Origin of the sequence: Streptococcus mitis (assembly GCF_946190375.1) — a bacterium.
Classification (GTDB): Bacteria; Bacillota; Bacilli; order Lactobacillales; family Streptococcaceae; genus Streptococcus; species Streptococcus mitis_CJ.
In genome coordinates, this window is record NZ_CAMIAF010000007.1 from 84,994 (window position 1) to 103,446 (window position 18,453).

The 18,453-nt window shown below is 35.4% G+C and carries 18 protein-coding genes and 2 tRNA genes; 17 read left to right on the forward strand and 3 right to left on the reverse strand.

The features are described 5' to 3' along the window. Nucleotides 1–10 precede the first annotated feature (10 nt). The 3 genes from comC to rlmH form a co-directional block, all read right to left on the reverse strand. Nucleotides 11–136, reverse strand: a complete 126-nt coding sequence (comC, locus tag N8M09_RS04620; RefSeq protein WP_101786261.1) for a competence-stimulating peptide ComC — start codon at nt 134–136, stop codon at nt 11–13. Between the two features lie 165 nt (nt 137–301). Then, nucleotides 302–375 (reverse strand) — tRNA-Arg (locus tag N8M09_RS04625). A 43-nt stretch (nt 376–418) separates the two neighbouring features. After that, the gene (gene rlmH / locus N8M09_RS04630; RefSeq protein ID WP_000695934.1) at nt 419–898 is read right to left on the reverse strand and encodes a 23S rRNA (pseudouridine(1915)-N(3))-methyltransferase RlmH; all 480 of its coding nucleotides are present in this window, start codon (nt 896–898) and stop codon (nt 419–421) included. 183 nt (nt 899–1,081) lie between these two features. Between rlmH and htrA the strand changes: the two genes are divergently transcribed. From htrA to N8M09_RS04715, 17 genes are all read left to right on the forward strand, one after another. Beyond that, a complete protein-coding gene (gene htrA / locus N8M09_RS04635) occupies nt 1,082–2,263 on the forward strand; it encodes a serine protease HtrA (RefSeq protein ID WP_261064144.1) in 1,182 nt (393 codons plus the stop codon). 57 nt (nt 2,264–2,320) lie between these two features. Further along, nucleotides 2,321–3,079 (forward strand): ParB/RepB/Spo0J family partition protein, encoded by a 759-nt coding sequence (locus N8M09_RS04640; RefSeq protein ID WP_261064146.1) that lies wholly within the window; start codon nt 2,321–2,323, stop codon nt 3,077–3,079. 212 nt (nt 3,080–3,291) lie between these two features. Beyond that, nucleotides 3,292–4,653 carry a chromosomal replication initiator protein DnaA gene (gene dnaA / locus N8M09_RS04645; RefSeq protein ID WP_261064148.1) on the forward strand — a complete coding sequence of 454 codons (1,362 nt, stop codon included), beginning with the start codon at nt 3,292–3,294 and terminating at the stop codon, nt 4,651–4,653. A gap of 158 nt (nt 4,654–4,811) precedes the next feature. Then, on the forward strand, nt 4,812–5,948 hold the full coding sequence (gene dnaN, locus N8M09_RS04650; RefSeq protein ID WP_261064150.1) for a DNA polymerase III subunit beta: 1,137 nt from the start codon (nt 4,812–4,814) through the stop codon (nt 5,946–5,948). A 64-nt stretch (nt 5,949–6,012) separates the two neighbouring features. Next, a complete protein-coding gene (locus N8M09_RS04655; protein ID WP_000285186.1) occupies nt 6,013–6,207 on the forward strand; it encodes a DUF951 domain-containing protein in 195 nt (64 codons plus the stop codon). A gap of 84 nt (nt 6,208–6,291) precedes the next feature. Further along, complete coding sequence (ychF, locus tag N8M09_RS04660) at nt 6,292–7,407, forward strand: redox-regulated ATPase YchF (RefSeq protein WP_261064152.1); 1,116 nt, start codon at nt 6,292–6,294, stop codon at nt 7,405–7,407. Nucleotides 7,408–7,477: 70 nt separating this feature from the next. Beyond that, entirely contained in the window at nt 7,478–8,047 is a 570-nt protein-coding gene (gene pth, locus N8M09_RS04665; protein WP_261064155.1) for an aminoacyl-tRNA hydrolase, read from the forward strand. Then, on the forward strand, nt 8,048–11,551 hold the full coding sequence (mfd, locus tag N8M09_RS04670; RefSeq protein WP_261064157.1) for a transcription-repair coupling factor: 3,504 nt from the start codon (nt 8,048–8,050) through the stop codon (nt 11,549–11,551). A gap of 57 nt (nt 11,552–11,608) precedes the next feature. Then, nucleotides 11,609–11,875 (forward strand): RNA-binding S4 domain-containing protein, encoded by a 267-nt coding sequence (locus N8M09_RS04675; RefSeq protein ID WP_261054722.1) that lies wholly within the window; start codon nt 11,609–11,611, stop codon nt 11,873–11,875. Continuing rightward, complete coding sequence (locus N8M09_RS04680) at nt 11,868–12,236, forward strand: septum formation initiator family protein (RefSeq protein ID WP_060806045.1); 369 nt, start codon at nt 11,868–11,870, stop codon at nt 12,234–12,236. The genes N8M09_RS04675 and N8M09_RS04680 overlap by 8 nt, the downstream gene beginning before the upstream one ends. Nucleotides 12,237–12,240: 4 nt before the next feature. Continuing rightward, nucleotides 12,241–12,363, forward strand: a complete 123-nt coding sequence (locus N8M09_RS04685; RefSeq protein WP_049524858.1) for an SP_0009 family protein — start codon at nt 12,241–12,243, stop codon at nt 12,361–12,363. Then, a complete protein-coding gene (locus tag N8M09_RS04690) occupies nt 12,356–13,624 on the forward strand; it encodes a serine hydrolase (RefSeq protein WP_261064159.1) in 1,269 nt (422 codons plus the stop codon). Before N8M09_RS04685 ends, N8M09_RS04690 begins: the two co-directional genes overlap by 8 nt. Then, nucleotides 13,621–14,898 (forward strand): tRNA lysidine(34) synthetase TilS, encoded by a 1,278-nt coding sequence (tilS, locus tag N8M09_RS04695; RefSeq protein ID WP_261064161.1) that lies wholly within the window; start codon nt 13,621–13,623, stop codon nt 14,896–14,898. Before N8M09_RS04690 ends, tilS begins: the two co-directional genes overlap by 4 nt. A 4-nt stretch (nt 14,899–14,902) precedes the next feature. After that, nucleotides 14,903–15,445: a hypoxanthine phosphoribosyltransferase gene (hpt, locus tag N8M09_RS04700; RefSeq protein ID WP_000892176.1), complete on the forward strand. Its 543-nt coding sequence runs from the start codon at nt 14,903–14,905 to the stop codon at nt 15,443–15,445. Nucleotides 15,446–15,460: 15 nt separating this feature from the next. After that, nucleotides 15,461–17,419 carry an ATP-dependent zinc metalloprotease FtsH gene (gene ftsH / locus N8M09_RS04705; protein ID WP_261064163.1) on the forward strand — a complete coding sequence of 653 codons (1,959 nt, stop codon included), beginning with the start codon at nt 15,461–15,463 and terminating at the stop codon, nt 17,417–17,419. Between the two features lie 120 nt (nt 17,420–17,539). Then, entirely contained in the window at nt 17,540–18,019 is a 480-nt protein-coding gene (locus N8M09_RS04710; protein WP_261064165.1) for a sigma-70 RNA polymerase sigma factor region 4 domain-containing protein, read from the forward strand. 92 nt (nt 18,020–18,111) lie between these two features. Continuing rightward, a tRNA-Glu gene (locus tag N8M09_RS04715) sits at nt 18,112–18,183 on the forward strand. The last annotated feature ends 270 nt before the right edge of the window (nt 18,184–18,453 follow it).

Here is an 18,453-nt window from a genome sequence, read left to right on the forward strand (position 1 = left end):
CCTTATTTCATTACTTTTTTCGTTGGAAAAGAAAATCAAGGATGAGGTCTGAAACTCTACTTTCCCCACCTTGAATCTCCTGCAAGTCTTTTTCCTTCAAGGCTACAAACTGTTCCAATTTAACTGTGTTTTTCATAATAAAATCTCCTAAAATGTTTTTTTCTTGTAAGCTAACTTACAAAAACCATTATACAAAATGGAATTTCATTTTAGATAAAATTCTCTCAACTGTCATTTTTTTCTCCCCAAGTGTACTTTTTTAAGAAAAAAGCCGGGAAAATTCCCAGCTTTGCTACTATATTGATCCCAGCAGGATTCGAACCTGCGACCGTTCGCTTAGAAGGCGAATGCTCTATCCAGCTGAGCTATGAGACCTAACACCATTATTCTACCAAAAATTCAATTAAAAGTCAATTTTCTATTTATGATAGGGCGAACCCTGCTGAATCGTAAAAGCGCGATAGATTTGTTCAACAAGAACTAGTCTCATTAACTGATGGGGCAAGGTTAAACGGCCAAAACTAACAGAAAGATTAGCTCTCTTTTTTACATCCTGTGCTAACCCCAGACTCCCTCCAATAATAAATGTAAGAGTAGAAAATCCTTTTATAGAAGCTTCTTCTAATTGTTTACTAAATTCTTCTGATGAGAAAGTTTTCCCTTCGATAGCCAACACAATAACGAAATCACGGTCACCAACTTTTGATAAAATTCTCTGCCCTTCTATTTCTAAAATCTTTTGATTTTCTGACTCACTGGCCTTATCTGGTGTTTTTTCATCTGCTAGCTCAATCATTTCAAGCTTAGCAAATCGAGAAATTCGTTTTGAATACTCTGCAATACCATCTTTTAAATACTTTTCTTTCAGTTTCCCAACTGTTACAACTTTAATTTTCATGAATCTATTCTAACATATTCTCTATTTTTTCACATCTTATTCACAAAACAAAAGGTTAATTTTAGCCGAGAAAACCACAGATTTTTGAAAGTTATCCACAATCTGTGAAAAACTTTTGTTTTTAAGTTATAATTAAGCTAGTCAGTTTATACTTTCAGTAATTTCAAACATATGGAGGCAAATATGAAACATTTAAAAACATTTTACAAAAAATGGTTTCAATTATTAGTCGTTATCGTCATTAGCTTTTTTAGTGGAGCCTTGGGTAGTTTTTCAATAACTCAACTAACTCAAAAAAGTAGTGTAAGTAGCTCTAACAACAATAGCACTATCACACAGACTGCCTATAAAAACGAAAATTCAACCACTCAGGCTGTTAATAAAGTAAAAGATGCTGTTGTTTCTGTTATTACTTATTCGGCCAACAGACAAAATAGCGTATTTGGCAATGATGATACTGACACAGATTCTCAACAAATCTCTAGTGAAGGATCTGGGGTTATTTATAAAAAGAATGACAAAGAAGCTTACATTGTTACCAACAATCACGTTATAAACGGTGCTAGTAAAGTAGATATTCGTTTATCAGATGGAACTAAAGTACCTGGAGAAATCGTCGGAGCAGATACTTTCTCTGATATTGCTGTCGTCAAAATCTCTTCAGAAAAAGTGACAACAGTAGCTGAGTTTGGTGATTCTAGCAAGTTAACCGTAGGAGAAACTGCTATTGCCATCGGTAGCCCGTTAGGTTCTGAATATGCTAATACTGTCACTCAAGGTATCGTATCTAGTCTCAATCGAAATGTATCCTTAAAATCTGAAGATGGACAAGCCATTTCTACAAAAGCCATCCAAACTGATACTGCTATTAACCCAGGTAACTCTGGTGGCCCACTGATCAATATTCAAGGGCAGGTTATTGGAATTACCTCAAGTAAAATTGCCACAAATGGAGGTACATCTGTAGAAGGCCTTGGTTTTGCAATCCCTGCAAATGATGCTATCAATATTATTGAACAGTTGGAAAAGAACGGAAAAGTGACGCGTCCAGCTTTGGGCATCCAAATGGTCAATCTCTCAAATATTAATACAAGTGATATTAGAAGACTGAATATTCCAAGCAATGTAACATCTGGTGTAGTTGTTCGTTCTGTGCAAAGTAATATGCCTGCAAATGGTCACCTTGAAAAATACGATGTTATTACAAAAGTAGATGACAAAGACATTGCTTCATCAACAGACTTACAAAGTGCTCTTTACAATCATTCTATCGGAGACACCATTAAGATAACTTACTATCGTAATGGTAAAGAAGAAACTACATCTATTAAACTTGACAAGAGTTCAGGCGATTTAGAATCTTAATTGACATCTATGTAAAGAAAGCTTTACATAAGAGAAAAGATGTGTTAGTGTAGAATCATGGAAAAATTTGAAATGATTTCTATCACGGATATACAAAAAAATCCCTATCAACCTCGAAAAGAATTTGATGGAGAAAAACTACATGAACTAGCACAGTCTATCAAAGAAAATGGGGTCATTCAACCGATTATTGTTCGTCAATCTCCTGTTATTGGTTATGAAATCCTTGCAGGAGAGAGACGCTATCGGGCTTCACTTTTAGCTGGTCTAAGGTCTATCCCAGCTGTTGTTAAACAGCTTTCAGACCAAGAGATGATGGTCCAGTCCATTATTGAAAATTTGCAGAGAGAAAATTTAAATCCTATAGAAGAAGCACGCGCCTATGAATCTCTCGTAGAGAAAGGATTCACCCATGCTGAAATTGCAGATAAAATGGGCAAGTCTCGTCCTTATATCAGCAACTCTATTCGCTTGCTTTCCTTGCCAGAACAGATCCTCTCAGAAGTAGAAAATGGCAAACTATCACAAGCTCATGCGCGTTCTCTAGTTGGGTTGAATAAGGAACAACAAGACTATTTCTTTCAACGAATTATAGAAGAAGACATTTCTGTAAGGAAGTTAGAAGCTCTTCTGACAGAGAAAAAACAAAAGAAACTTCAAAAAAATGATCATTTCATACAAAATGAAGAAGAACAGTTAAAAAAACTACTCGGATTAGATGTAGAGATTAAACTGTCTAAAAAAGATAGTGGAAAAATCATTATTTCTTTTTCAAATCAAGAAGAATACAGTAGAATTATCAACAGCCTGAAATAAGGCTGTTCTTTTATTTTTTTATCTCACAAGGTTATCCACTATTTTTTTCAATAAAAAGCTTAATAAATCAATAGTTTCTGCTTTTATCCCCAACCTGTGGATAAAACTTGGTAACATTGTGGATTATTTTTCACAGCTTGTGGAAAATTCTTGTTCTCTATGGTAAAATAGGTCTAGTATTAAACTTTTAAATAGTAAAGGAGGAGAAAGGATTGAAAGAAAAACAATTTTGGAATCGTATCTTAGAATTTGCTCAAGAAAGACTGACTCGATCCATGTATGATTTCTATGCTATTCAAGCTGAACTCATTAAGGTAGAGGAAAATGTTGCCACTATATTTTTACCACGATCTGAAATGGAAATGGTCTGGGAAAAACAACTAAAAGATATTATTGTCGTTGCTGGATTTGAAATTTATGATGCTGAGATTACTCCCCACTATATTTTCACCAAACCTCAAGATACGACTATCTCACAAGTTGAAGAAGCTACAAATTCAACTCTTTATGACTATAGTCCAAAGTTAGCATCTATTCCTTATTCGGATACTGGGTTAAAAGAAAAGTATACCTTTGATAATTTTATTCAAGGGGATGGAAATGTTTGGGCAGTATCAGCCGCTTTAGCTGTCTCTGAAGATTTGGCTCTGACCTATAATCCTCTTTTTATCTATGGAGGACCTGGGCTTGGCAAGACTCACTTATTAAACGCTATTGGAAATGAAATTCTAAAAAACATTCCTGATGCGCGTGTTAAATATATCCCTGCTGAAAGCTTTATTAATGACTTTCTTGATCACCTAAGACTTGGGGAAATGGAAAAATTTAAAAAAACCTATCGTAGTCTTGATCTTTTGTTAATCGATGATATCCAGTCACTCAGCGGAAAAAAAGTTGCAACTCAGGAAGAATTTTTCAATACCTTTAACGCCCTTCATGACAAGCAAAAACAGATTGTCCTAACCAGTGATCGTAGTCCAAAACATCTAGAAGGGCTCGAGGAGAGGCTTGTCACGCGCTTTAGTTGGGGATTGACACAAACTATCACACCCCCTGACTTTGAAACACGTATTGCCATTTTGCAAAGTAAAACGGAACATTTAGGCTACAATTTCCAAAGTGATACTCTAGAATACCTAGCTGGGCAATTTGATTCAAATGTTCGAGATCTTGAGGGAGCCATCAACGACATCACTTTAATTGCCCGAGTAAAAAAAATCAAGGATATCACTATTGATATTGCTGCAGAAGCCATTAGAGCTCGCAAACAAGATGTTAGCCAAATGCTCGTCATCCCAATTGATAAAATCCAAAATGAAGTTGGTAACTTTTATGGTGTCAGCGTCAAAGAAATGAAGGGAAGCAGACGCCTTCAAAATATTGTGTTAGCCCGTCAAGTAGCCATGTATTTATCTAGAGAACTAACAGATAATAGTCTTCCAAAAATTGGGAAGGAATTTGGTGGAAAAGATCATACAACAGTCATTCATGCCCATGCAAAAATTAAATCTTTGATTGATGAAGACGATAATTTACGTTTAGAAATTGAATCCATCAAAAAGAAAATTAAATAACTTGTGGATAACTTTTACTTTATTATCTTTTTTATCCACATTTTTTAAACAAGCCAAAAAACTTGATATGACTTGTTTAAAGTCTGTTTTCCACAGATTTCACAGACTCTATTATTACTATTATCCTTCTAATACTAAAAATAAATAAAGGAGAATCCATGATTCATTTTTCAATTAATAAAAATTTATTTCTACAAGCATTAAATATTACTAAGAGAGCTATTAGTTCTAAAAATGCCATTCCTATTTTATCAACTGTCAAAATTGACGTGACCAATGAAGGTGTTACTTTAATTGGTTCAAATGGTCAAATTTCAATTGAAAATTTTATTTCTCAAAAAAATGAAGATGCTGGTCTATTAATTACTTCTTTAGGTTCGATCCTTCTTGAAGCTTCTTTCTTTATCAATGTGGTATCTAGCCTACCTGATGTGACTCTTGATTTTAAAGAAATTGAACAAAATCAAATTGTTTTAACCAGCGGCAAATCAGAAATTACCTTAAAAGGAAAAGATAGCGAACAGTATCCACGAATCCAAGAAATTTCAACAAGTACTCCTTTAGTTCTTGAAACAAAATTACTCAAGAAAATTATCAATGAAACAGCATTTGCTGCAAGTACACAAGAAAGTCGTCCAATTTTGACAGGTGTTCATTTTGTATTGAGTCAACACAAAGAGTTAAAAACAGTTGCAACAGACTCTCATCGTCTAAGCCAGAAAAAATTGACTCTTGAAAAAAATAGTGATGATTTTGATGTCGTAATTCCGAGCCGTTCTCTACGCGAATTTTCAGCGGTATTTACAGATGATATCGAAACTGTAGAGATTTTCTTTGCCAATAACCAAATTCTCTTTAGAAGCGAAAATATTAGTTTCTATACTCGTCTTCTAGAAGGAAACTACCCTGATACAGATCGTTTGATTCCAACAGACTTTAATACTACTATTACTTTTGATGTGGTAAACTTACGCCAGTCAATGGAACGTGCTCGTCTTTTATCAAGTGCGACTCAAAATGGTACTGTGAAACTTGAAATTAAAGATGGAATTGTTAGCGCCCATGTTCACTCTCCAGAAGTTGGTAAAGTAAACGAAGAAATCGATACTGATCAGGTTACTGGTGAAGATTTGACCATTAGTTTCAATCCAACTTATTTGATTGATTCCCTTAAAGCTTTAAATAGCGAAAAGGTAACTATTAGCTTTATCTCAGCTGTCCGTCCATTCACTCTTGTGCCAGCAGATACTGAAGAGGACTTCATGCAACTTATCACCCCAGTTCGTACAAATTAAGTTAAAGAGGTTGAGCCTAGCTCGCCTCTTTTATGATATAATCGAAAAAGAAAAGGAGAGTAGTATGTATCAAGTTGGAAATTTTGTTGAGATGAAAAAACCACATGCTTGTACTATCAAGTCAACTGGTAAAAAAGCAAATCGTTGGGAAATTACACGTGTAGGGGCAGATATCAAAATCAAATGCAGTAATTGTGACCATGTTGTCATGATGGGACGCTATGATTTTGATCGAAAAATGAATAAAATTATTGACTGAAAACCCTTAGTCAGAGGGTTAGCAAGTTTTCCCTTTTTGTGTTATAATATTAGGGATTGAAATGAAAACGGAGAATGAGAAAATATGGCTTTAACAGCAGGTATCGTTGGTTTGCCAAACGTTGGTAAATCAACACTATTTAATGCAATTACAAAAGCAGGAGCAGAGGCTGCAAACTATCCATTTGCGACGATTGATCCAAACGTTGGAATGGTTGAGGTTCCAGATGAACGCCTACAAAAATTGACTGAAATGATCACTCCTAAAAAGACAGTTCCAACAACATTTGAATTTACAGATATTGCAGGGATTGTAAAAGGAGCTTCAAAAGGAGAAGGGCTAGGGAATAAATTCTTGGCTAATATCCGTGAAGTAGACGCGATTGTTCATGTAGTTCGTGCTTTTGATGATGAAAATGTTATGCGTGAGCAAGGACGTGAAGATGCCTTTGTGGATCCACTTGCAGATATTGATACAATTAATCTGGAATTGATTCTTGCTGACTTAGAATCAGTGAACAAACGATATGCGCGTGTAGAAAAGATGGCACGTACGCAAAAAGATAAAGAATCAGTAGCAGAATTCAATGTTCTTCAAAAGATTAAACCAGTCCTTGAAGATGGAAAATCAGCTCGCACCATCGAATTTACAGATGAAGAACAAAAAGTTGTCAAAGGTCTCTTCCTTTTGACGACTAAACCAGTTCTCTATGTTGCTAATGTGGATGAGGATGTGGTTTCAGAACCTGACTCTATCGACTATGTTAAACAAATTCGTGAATTTGCAGAGACAGAAAATGCTGAAGTAGTCGTTATTTCTGCGCGTGCTGAGGAAGAAATTTCTGAGTTAGACGATGAAGACAAGAAAGAATTTCTTGAAGCACTTGGATTGACAGAATCAGGCGTTGACAAGTTAACTCGTGCAGCTTACCACTTGCTTGGACTGGGAACTTATTTTACAGCTGGTGAAAAAGAAGTTCGCGCTTGGACCTTCAAACGTGGTATGAAGGCTCCTCAAGCAGCTGGTATTATCCACTCAGATTTTGAAAAAGGCTTTATTCGTGCAGTAACCATGTCATATGAGGATCTCGTAAAATACGGATCTGAAAAGGCCGTAAAAGAAGCTGGACGTTTGCGTGAAGAAGGAAAAGAATATATCGTTCAAGATGGCGATATTATGGAATTCCGCTTTAATGTCTAAAAATTTAATGAATAGTGTCAACTAGGTTGGAAAAAAATTCCAACCCTTTTGGCTTTTGAAAGGAATATAAATGACCAAATTACTTGTAGGCTTGGGAAATCCAGGAGATAAATATTTTGAAACAAAACACAATGTTGGTTTTATGTTGATTGACCAACTAGCGAAGAAACAGAATGTCACTTTTACACACGATAAGATATTTCAAGCTGACCTAGCATCCTTTTTCCTAAATAGAGAAAAAATTTATCTGGTCAAACCAACGACATTTATGAATGAAAGTGGAAAAGCGGTTCATGCTTTATTGACTTATTATGGTTTGGATATTAAAGATTTACTCATCATTTACGATGACCTTGACATGGAAGTTGGGAAAATTCGTTTAAGAGCAAAAGGTTCAGCAGGTGGTCATAATGGTATCAAGTCTATTATTCAACATATTGGAACCCAAACCTTTAATCGTGTTAAGATTGGAATCGGAAGACCTAAGAATGGAATGTCAGTTGTTAACCATGTTTTGAGTACCTTTGACAAGGATGATTATATTGGTATTTTACAGTCTATTGACAAAGTTGACGATTCTGTAAACTACTATTTACAAGAGAAAAACTTTGAAAAAACGATGCAGAGGTATAACGGATAAATGGTGACCTTATTAGATTTATTCTCAGAAAATGATCAGATAAAAAAATGGCATCGAAATCTGACAGATAAGAAAAGACAATTAATGTTAGGCTTGTCAACTTCTACAAAAGCTTTAGCAATTGCTAGTAGTTTGAGACAGGAAGATAAGATTGTGTTATTGACGTCAACTTATGGAGAAGCAGAAGGACTGGTTAGTGATCTTATCTCTATCTTGGGTGAGGAACTGGTCTATCCATTTTTGGTAGATGACTCCCCTATGGTCGAGTTTTTGATGTCTTCACAAGAAAAAATCATTTCACGGGTTGAAGCCTTGCGTTTTTTGACTGATTCATCTAAGAGAGGGATTTTAGTTTGTAATATCGCAGCAAGTCGATTGATTTTATCGTCTCCAAATGTATTCAAAGATAGTATTGTAAAAATCTCAGTTGGTGAAGAATATGACCAACATGCGTTTATCCATCAGTTAAAGGAAAATGGCTATCGAAAAGTCACTCAAGTACAAACTCAGGGCGAATTTAGTTTGCGAGGAGATATTTTAGATATTTTTGAAATATCCCAGTTAGAACCTTGCCGAATTGAGTTTTTTGGTGATGAAATAGATGGTATCAGGTCATTTGAAGTCGAAACACAATTATCGAAAGAAAATCAGACAGAACTCACCATCTTTCCAGCTAGCGACATAATTTTGAGAGAAAAGGATTATCAACGAGGTCGGTCAGCCTTAGAAAAACAAATTTCAAAGACCTTATCACCTATTTTAAAATCATACTTAGAAGAAATTTTTTCAAGTTTTCACCAAAAACAAGTGCATTTAGATTCTCGGAAGTTTTTATCTTTATGCTATGACAAGACATGGACTGTATTTGATTATATTGAAAAAGATACTCCAATATTCTTTGATGATTATCAGAAATTGATGAATCAGTATGAAGTCTTTGAAAGAGAATTAGCGCAATACTTTACAGAAGAGTTACAGAATAGTAAAGCATTTTCTGAGATGCAGTATTTTGCTGATACTGAGCAAATCTATAAAAAACAAAGTCCAGTGACCTTTTTTTCTAATCTGCAAAAGGGGTTAGGAAATCTCAAGTTTGATCACATTTATCAATTTAATCAATATCCCATGCAGGAGTTTTTCAATCAATTTTCTTTTTTAAAAGAAGAAATTGAACGATATAAAAAAATGGATTATACTATTATCCTGCAGTCTAGCAATTCAATGGGAAGTAAAACATTGGAGGATGTGTTAGAGGAATATCAGATTAAATTAGATTCTAGAGATAAGTCAAGAATCTGTCAAGAATCTGTAAACTTAATCGAGGGCAATCTCAGACATGGTTTTCATTTTGTAGATGAAAAGGTTTTATTGATAACTGAACATGAGATTTTTCAAAAGAAATTGAAACGTCGTTTTCGAAGACAACATGTTTCGAATGCAGAGAGATTAAAAGATTACAATGAACTTGAAAAAGGGGACTACGTTGTTCACCATATCCATGGAATTGGTCAATATCTAGGGATTGAGACAATTGAAATCAAAGGGATTCACCGTGATTATGTTAGTGTCCAGTATCAAAATGGGGACCAAATCTCTATCCCAGTGGAACAGATTCATCTACTTTCCAAATACGTTTCAAGTGACGGTAAAGCACCTAAACTCAATAAATTAAATGATGGTCATTTCAAAAAAGCAAAGCAAAAAGTTAAGAACCAGGTAGAGGATATAGCTGACGATTTAATTAAACTTTATTCTGAACGCAGCCGGTTGAAGGGTTTTGCTTTCTCAGCTGATGATGAGGATCAACATGCTTTTGATGATGCCTTCCCTTATGTTGAAACGGATGATCAACTTCGTAGTGTTGAGGAAATCAAGAGAGATATGCAGGCTTCTCAACCAATGGATCGACTTTTAGTTGGAGATGTTGGTTTTGGGAAGACTGAAGTTGCAATGCGTGCAGCTTTTAAGGCAGTCAATGATAACAAACAGGTGGTCGTCCTAGTTCCGACGACGGTTTTAGCTCAACAGCACTATACGAATTTTAAGGAACGATTTCAAAATTTTGCAGTTAATATTGATGTGTTGAGTCGCTTTAGAAGTAAAAAAGAGCAGACTGAAACACTTGAAAAATTGAAAAACGGTCAAGTTGATATTTTAATTGGAACACATCGTGTTCTGTCAAAAGATGTTGTGTTTGCTGATTTGGGATTGATGATTATTGATGAAGAACAACGATTTGGTGTCAAGCATAAGGAAACTTTGAAAGAGTTAAAAAAACAAGTGGATGTCCTGACCTTGACAGCAACGCCAATTCCTCGTACCCTTCACATGTCTATGCTGGGAATCAGAGATTTGTCTGTTATTGAAACTCCGCCGACTAATCGTTATCCAGTGCAAACCTATGTCTTAGAAAAGAATGAGAGTGTCATTCGTGATGCTGTTTTGCGTGAAATGGAGCGTGGAGGTCAAGTTTACTACCTTTACAACAAAGTTGACACGATTGACCAGAAGGTTTCAGAATTACAGGAGTTGATTCCAGAGGCTTCGATTGGTTATGTTCATGGTCGCATGAGTGAAATCCAGTTGGAAAATACTCTATTAGACTTTATTGAGGGACAATACGATATCTTGGTGACGACTACTATTATTGAGACAGGGGTGGACATTCCAAATGCCAATACTTTATTTATTGAAAATGCGGACCATATGGGCTTGTCAACCTTGTATCAGTTAAGAGGAAGAGTAGGTCGTAGTAATCGTATTGCTTATGCCTATCTCATGTATCGTCCAGAAAAATCAATCAGTGAAGTCTCTGAGAAGAGATTAGAAGCCATCAAAGGATTTACAGAATTGGGATCCGGATTTAAGATTGCTATGCGAGATCTTTCGATTCGTGGAGCAGGGAATCTCCTAGGAAAATCCCAGTCTGGTTTCATTGATTCTGTTGGTTTTGAATTGTATTCGCAGTTATTAGAGGAAGCTATTGCTAAACGAAACGGTAACGCTAACACAAGAACCAAAGGGAATGCTGAGTTGATTTTGCAAATTGATGCCTATCTTCCTGATACTTATATTTCAGACCAACGACATAAGATTGAAATTTATAAAAAAATTCGTCAAATTGACAACCGTGTCAATTATGAGGAGTTACAAGAAGAGCTGATGGACCGTTTTGGAGAATACCCAGATGTGGTTGCTTATCTTTTAGAGATTGGTTTAGTCAAATCATATTTGGACAAGGTCTTTGTTCAACGTGTGGAAAGAAAAGATAATAAAATTACAGTTCAATTTGAAAAAGTCACTCAACGACTGTTTTTAGCTCAAGATTATTTTAAAGCTTTATCCGCAACGAACTTAAAAGCAGGTATCACTGAGAATAAGGGATTAATGGAGCTTGTATTTGATGTCCAAAATAAGAAAGATTATGAAATTTTAGAAGATCTGCTGATTTTTGGAGAAAGTTTATTAGAGATAAAAGAGTCGAAGGAAGAAAATTCCATTTGATATTTTTTTCCTATAAAATAGATAAAAATGGTACAATAATAAGTTGAGGTAATAAGGATGAGATTAGACAAATATTTAAAAGTATCGCGAATTATCAAGCGTCGTACAGTCGCAAAAGAAGTAGCAGATAAAGGCAGAATCAAGGTGAATGGAATCTTGGCCAAAAGTTCAACGGATTTGAAAGTTAATGACCAAGTTGAAGTTCGTTTTGGAAATAAGTTGCTACTTGTCAAAGTACTAGAGATGAAAGATAGTACAAAAAAAGAAGATGCAGCAGGCATGTATGAAATTATCAGTGAAACACGGGTAGAAGAAAATGTCTAAGAATATTGTACAATTGAATAATTCTTTTATTCAAAATGAATACCAACGTCGGCGCTACCTGATGAAAGAGCGACAAAAACGGAATCGTTTCATGGGTTGGGTATTGATTTTGATTATGCTATTATTTATCTTGCCAACTTTTAATTTAGCGCAGAGTTATCAGCAATTACTCCAAAGACGTCAGCAATTATCAGACTTGCAAACTCAGTATCAAACTTTGAGTGATGAAAAGGATAAGGAGACAGCATTTGCTACCAAGTTGAAAGATGAGGATTATGCTGCCAAATATACACGAGCGAAGTACTATTATTCTAAGTCGAGGGAAATAGTTTATACGATTCCTGACTTGCTTCAAAGGTGATAAAATGGAAAATTTACTAGACGTAATTGAGAAATTTTTGAGTTTATCAGATGAAAAGCTGGAAGAGTTGGCTGATAAAAATCAATTATTGCGTTTACAAGAAGAAAAGGAAAGGAAGAATGCGTAAATTCTTAATTATTTTGTTGCTACCAAGTTTTTTGACCATTTCAAAAGTCGTTAGCACAGAAAAAGAAGTCGTCTATACTTCGAAAGAAATTTATTACCTTTCACAATCTGACTTTGGTATTTATTTTAGAGAAAAATTAAGTTCTCCCATGGTTTATGGAGAGGTTCCAGTTTATGCGAATGAAGATTTAGTAGTGGAATCTGGAAAATTGACTCCCCAAACAAGTTTTCAAATAACCGAGTGGCGCTTAAATAAACAAGGGATTCCGGTATTTAAGCTATCAAATCATCAATTTATAGCTGCGGACAAACGATCTTTATATGATCAATCAGAGGTAACTCCAACAATAAAAAAAGTATGGTTAGAATCTGATTTTAAACTGTACAATAGTCCTTATGACTTAAAAGAAGTGAAATCATCCTTATCAGCTTATTCGCAAGTATCGATTGACAAGACCATGTTTGTAGAAGGAAGAGAATTTCTACATATTGATCAGGTTGGATGGGTAGCTAAAGAATCAACTTCTGAAGAAGATAATCGGATGAGTAAGGTCCAAGAAATGTTATCGGAAAAATATCAGAAGGATTCATTCTCTATTTATGTTAAGCAACTGACTACTGGAAAAGAAGCTGGTATCAATCAAGATGAAAAGATGTATGCAGCTAGCGTTTTGAAACTCCCTTATCTCTACTATGCGCAAGAAAAAATAAATGAGGGTCTTTATCAGTTAGATACGACTGTAAAATACGTATCTGCAGTCAATGATTTTCCAGGTTCTTATAAACCAGAGGGAAGTGGTAGCCTCCCTAAAAAAGAGGATAATAAAGAGTATTCTCTCAAGGACTTAATCACAAAAGTATCTAAAGAATCTGATAATGTAGCTCATAATATATTGGGTTATTACATTTCAAACCAATCTGATGCCACATTTAAGTCTAAGATGTCTGCTATTATGGGAGATGATTGGGATCCAAAAGAAAAATTGATTTCTTCCAAGATGGCCGGGAAGGTCATGGAAGCTATTTATAATCAAAATGGATTTGTGCTAGAGTCTTTGACTAAAACAGATTTTGATAATCAGCGAATTGCCAAAGGTGTTTCTGTGAAGGTAGCTCATAAAATTGGGGATGCGGACGAATTTAAGCATGATACGGGTGTTGTCTACGCAGATTCTCCATTTATTCTTTCTATTTTCACTAGGAATTCTGATTATGATACAATTTCTCAGATATCCAAGGATGTTTATGAGGTTCTAAAATGAGGGAACAAGATTTTTTAAATCATTTTCTCAAGAAGGGATATTTCAAAAAGCATACTAAGGTGGTGCTAGCTCTTTCTGGTGGGTTAGATTCTATGTTTCTATTTAAGGTATTATCTACTTATCAAAAAGAGTTAGAAATTGAATTGATTCTAGCCCATGTGAATCATAAGCAGAGAGTAGAATCAGATTGGGAAGAAAAGGAATTAAGGAAGTTGGCTGCTGAAGCAGAGCTTCCTATTTATATCAGCAATTTTTTAGGTGAATTTTCAGAAGCTCGTGCTCGACATTTTCGTTATGATTTTTTTCAAGAGGTCATGAAAAAGACAGGTGCGACAGCTTTAGTTACTGCCCACCATGCGGATGATCAGGTGGAAACGATTTTGATGCGTTTGATTCGAGGGACTCGCTTGCGCTATCTATCAGGAATTAAGGAGAAGCAAGTAGTCGGAGAGATAGAAATCATTCGCCCCTTCTTGCATTTTCAGAAAAAAGACTTTCCACCAATTTTTCACTTTGAAGATACATCAAATAAGAAAAATCATTATTTTCGCAATCGTATTCGAAACTCATACTTACCAGAATTAGAAAAAGAAAATCCTAGATTTAGAGATGCGATCTTAAGCATCGGCAATGAAATTTTAGATTATGATTTGGCAATAGCTGAATTATCAAAGAATATTGATGTAGAAAATTTAGATCAGCTATTGTCTTACTCTGAGTCGACACAAAGAGTTTTACTTCAAACTTATCTGAATCGTTTTCCAGATTTGAATCTTACAAAAGCGCAGTTTGCTGAAGTTCGGCAAATTTTAAAATCTAAAAGCCAGTATCGTCATTTACTTAAAAATGGCTATGAATTGATAAAAGAGTACCAATGGTTTAAGATTTGTAAAATCAGTCCTCAGTCTGATGAAAAGGAAGATGAACTTGTGTTACACTATCAAAATCAGGTATCTTACCAAGGTTATTTATTTTCCTTTGGACTTCCTTTAGAAGGTGAATTAATTCAGCAGGTACCTGTTTCACGGGAAACATCCATACACATTCGTCATCGAAAAACAGGAGATTTTTTGATTCAAAATGGGCATAGAAAAAAACTTAGACGTCTATTTATTGATTTGAAAATCCCTATGGAAAAGCGAAAATCTGCTCTGATTATTGAGCAATTTGGTGAAATTGTCTCAATTTTGGGAATTGCGACCAGTAATTTGAGTAAAAACACGAAAAATGATATAATGAACACTGTACTTTATATAGAAAAAATAGATAGGTAAAAAAATGTTAGAAAACGATATTAAAAAAATCCTCGTTTCACACGATGAAATTACAGAAGCTGCTAAAAAATTAGGTGCTCAATTAACCAAAGACTATGCAGGAAAAAATCCAATTTTAGTTGGGATTTTAAAAGGATCTATTCCTTTTATGGCTGAATTGGTCAAACATATCGACACACATATTGAAATGGACTTCATGATGGTTTCTAGCTACCATGGTGGAACAGCAAGTAGTGGTGTTATCAATATTAAACAAGATGTGACTCAAGATATCAAAGGAAGACATGTTCTATTTGTAGAAGATATCATCGATACAGGTCAAACTTTGAAGAATTTGCGAGATATGTTTATTGCAAGAGAAGCAGCTTCTGTTAACATTGCAACCTTGTTGGACAAACCAGAAGGACGTGTTGTAGAAATTGAGGCAGACTATACCTGCTTTACTATTCCAAATGAGTTTGTAGTAGGTTATGGCTTAGACTACAAAGAAAACTATCGTAACCTTCCTTATGTTGGAGTATTGAAAGAAGAAGTGTATTCAAATTAGAAAGAACAATTTTTAATGAAAAAACAAAATAATGGTTTAATTAAAAATCCTTTTCTATGGTTATTACTTATTTTTTTCCTAGTTACAGCCTACCAGTATTTTAGTACAGGTAGTGTTGCAGGGAAAAGTGAGCAAATTAATTATACAGAATTGGTAAAAGAAATTACCGATGACAATGTAAAAGAATTGACTTACCAACCAAATGGCAGTGTTATCGAAGTTTCAGGTGTTTATAAAAATCCTAAAACAAGTAAAGAAGAAACAGGAATTCAGTTCTTTTCTCCTTCTGCTACAACAGTAGAGAAATTTTCAAGCATCATTCTTCCTTCAGATACGACAGTATCTGAATTGCAAAAGCTTGCTTCTGACCATAAAGCGGAAGTAACTGTTAAGCATGAAAGTTCAAGTGGTATGTGGATTAATATTCTTGTATCCATTGTGCCATTCGGTATTCTTTTCTTCTTCCTATTCTCTATGATGGGAAATATGGGAGGAAATAATAGCCGTAACCCAATGAGTTTTGGACGTAGTAAGGCTAAAGCTGCAAATAAAGAAGATATAAAAGTAAGATTTTCAGATGTTGCTGGAGCTGAAGAAGAAAAACAAGAACTAGTTGAAGTTGTTGAATTCTTAAAAGATCCAAAACGATTTACAAAACTTGGAGCTCGTATTCCAGCAGGTGTTCTTTTGGAGGGACCTCCGGGAACAGGTAAAACTTTGCTTGCTAAGGCAGTCGCCGGAGAAGCAGGTGTTCCATTCTTTAGTATTTCAGGTTCTGACTTTGTAGAAATGTTTGTCGGAGTTGGAGCTAGTCGTGTTCGTTCTCTTTTTGAAGATGCCAAAAAAGCAGCACCAGCTATTATCTTTATCGATGAAATTGATGCTGTTGGACGTCAACGTGGAGTCGGTCTTGGCGGAGGTAATGACGAACGTGAACAAACCTTGAACCAACTTTTGATTGAGATGGATGGTTTTGAGGGAAATGAAGGGATTATTGTCATCGCTGCGACAAACCGTTCAGATGTACTTGACCCTGCCCTTCTGCGTCCAGGACGTTTTGATAGAAAAGTATTGGTTGGCCGTCCTGATGTTAAAGGTCGTGAAGCAATCTTGAAAGTTCACGCTAAGAACAAGCCTTTAGCAGAAGATGTAGATTTGAAATTAGTTGCTCAACAAACTCCAGGTTTTGTTGGTGCTGATTTAGAGAATGTATTGAATGAAGCTGCTTTAGTCGCTGCTCGTCGCAATAAATCGATAATTGATGCTTCAGATATTGATGAAGCAGAAGATAGAGTGATTGCTGGTCCTTCTAAGAAAGATAAGACAGTTTCACAAAAAGAACGTGAATTGGTTGCCTATCATGAGGCAGGACATACCATTGTTGGTTTAGTCTTATCGAATGCCCGAGTTGTCCATAAGGTTACAATTGTACCACGTGGTCGTGCAGGTGGTTATATGATTGCACTTCCTAAAGAGGATCAAATGCTTCTATCTAAAGAAGATATGAAAGAGCAATTGGCTGGCTTAATGGGTGGACGTGTAGCTGAAGAAATTATCTTTAATGTCCAAACGACAGGAGCTTCAAATGACTTTGAACAAGCGACACAGATGGCTCGTGCAATGGTTACAGAGTACGGTATGAGTGAAAAACTTGGTCCGGTACAATATGAGGGTAATCATGCCATGTTTGGTGTACAAAGCCCTCAAAAATCAATTTCAGAACAAACAGCTTATGAAATTGACGAAGAAGTTCGTTCATTATTAAATGAAGCACGAAATAAAGCTGCTGAAATTATTCAGTCAAATCGTGAAACTCACAAGTTGATTGCAGAAGCATTATTGAAATACGAAACATTGGATAGTACACAAATTAAATCTCTTTACGAAACAGGAAAGATGCCTGAAACAGTAGAAGAAGAATCACATGCATTATCTTATGATGAAGTAAAGTCAAAAATGAATGATGAAAAATAACCCAAAGAGAGGCTTGTCCTCTCTTTTTTGTGCAGTTGAGGAGCTAAAGGGTGCAGAATGGATGAAATGTGCCAAAAGTGTTTCTGAATCTGTTAGACTGTACACAGAAAGGGGAAGATTATGCTTAAAGAATTGTATAAAGAAGTCCAGGGAATTGTATACAAGTGTAGAAATGAATATTACCTTCATTTGTGGGAGTTATCGGACTGGGATCAAGAGGGAATGATTTGCTTACATGAATTAATCAGTAGAGAAGAAGGGATAGTAGAAGATATTCCTCGTTTAAGGAAATATTTCAAAACAAAATTCCGGAATCGAATTCTAGATTATCTCCGTAAACAAGAAAGTCAAAAACGGAGATATGATAAAGAGCTTTATGAAGAAGTGGGTGAGATTAGTCATCGTATAAGTGAGGGAGGACTCTGGCTAGATGATTATTATCTCTTTCATGAGACACTAAGAGATTATAGAATCAAACAAAGTAAAGAGAAACAAGAAGAGTTAGAACGCGTTTTAAGACATGAACGCTTTCGAGGTCGTCAAAGAGTTCTAAGGGACTTACGCATTGTGTTTAAAGAGTTTGATATCCGTACACATTAGGAATTCATGCAAAAAAGTAAAAAAAGTTTAAAAAAGGTGTTGACAAAGTTTGAAAAGTCGGTATAATAGTAAGAGTTGAAAATAACAACTCTGGTCCGTTGGTCAAGGGGTTAAGACACCGCCTTTTCACGGCGGTAACACGGGTTCGAATCCCGTACGGACTATGGTATGTTGCGGTAGTAACACTTGATGAAAAAAGTTTAAAAAAGTTTCAAAAAAGTGTTGACAAGCGAAAGCGACTGTGATATACTAATATAGTTGTCACTTGAGAGAAGTGAGTGACAAAGACCTTTGAAAACTGAACAAGACGAACCAATGTGCAGGGCACTACAACTAAGGTTGTAGTACTGAACAATGAAAAAACAATAAATCTGTCAGTGACAGAAATGAGTGAGAACTCAAACTTTTAATGAGAGTTTGATCCTGGCTCAGGA

Bases quoted from the DNA above. Each gene is read 5' to 3' on its own strand.
- dnaN (WP_261064150.1), top strand. From the start codon at position 4,812: ATGATTCATTTTTCAATTAATAAAAATTTATTTCTACAAGCATTAAAT.
- hpt (WP_000892176.1), top strand. From the start codon at position 14,903: ATGTTAGAAAACGATATTAAAAAAATCCTCGTTTCACACGATGAAATT.
- N8M09_RS04675 (WP_261054722.1), top strand. From the start codon at position 11,609: ATGAGATTAGACAAATATTTAAAAGTATCGCGAATTATCAAGCGTCGT.
- pth (WP_261064155.1), top strand. From the start codon at position 7,478: ATGACCAAATTACTTGTAGGCTTGGGAAATCCAGGAGATAAATATTTT.
- tilS (WP_261064161.1), top strand. From the start codon at position 13,621: ATGAGGGAACAAGATTTTTTAAATCATTTTCTCAAGAAGGGATATTTC.
- N8M09_RS04680 (WP_060806045.1), top strand. From the start codon at position 11,868: ATGTCTAAGAATATTGTACAATTGAATAATTCTTTTATTCAAAATGAA.
- N8M09_RS04710 (WP_261064165.1), top strand. From the start codon at position 17,540: ATGCTTAAAGAATTGTATAAAGAAGTCCAGGGAATTGTATACAAGTGT.
- N8M09_RS04655 (WP_000285186.1), top strand. From the start codon at position 6,013: ATGTATCAAGTTGGAAATTTTGTTGAGATGAAAAAACCACATGCTTGT.
- rlmH (WP_000695934.1), bottom strand. From the start codon at position 898: ATGAAAATTAAAGTTGTAACAGTTGGGAAACTGAAAGAAAAGTATTTA.
- htrA (WP_261064144.1), top strand. From the start codon at position 1,082: ATGAAACATTTAAAAACATTTTACAAAAAATGGTTTCAATTATTAGTC.
- ychF (WP_261064152.1), top strand. From the start codon at position 6,292: ATGGCTTTAACAGCAGGTATCGTTGGTTTGCCAAACGTTGGTAAATCA.
- ftsH (WP_261064163.1), top strand. From the start codon at position 15,461: ATGAAAAAACAAAATAATGGTTTAATTAAAAATCCTTTTCTATGGTTA.
- N8M09_RS04685 (WP_049524858.1), top strand. From the start codon at position 12,241: ATGGAAAATTTACTAGACGTAATTGAGAAATTTTTGAGTTTATCAGAT.
- N8M09_RS04640 (WP_261064146.1), top strand. From the start codon at position 2,321: ATGGAAAAATTTGAAATGATTTCTATCACGGATATACAAAAAAATCCC.
- N8M09_RS04690 (WP_261064159.1), top strand. From the start codon at position 12,356: ATGCGTAAATTCTTAATTATTTTGTTGCTACCAAGTTTTTTGACCATT.
- comC (WP_101786261.1), bottom strand. From the start codon at position 136: ATGAAAAACACAGTTAAATTGGAACAGTTTGTAGCCTTGAAGGAAAAA.
- mfd (WP_261064157.1), top strand. From the start codon at position 8,048: ATGGTGACCTTATTAGATTTATTCTCAGAAAATGATCAGATAAAAAAA.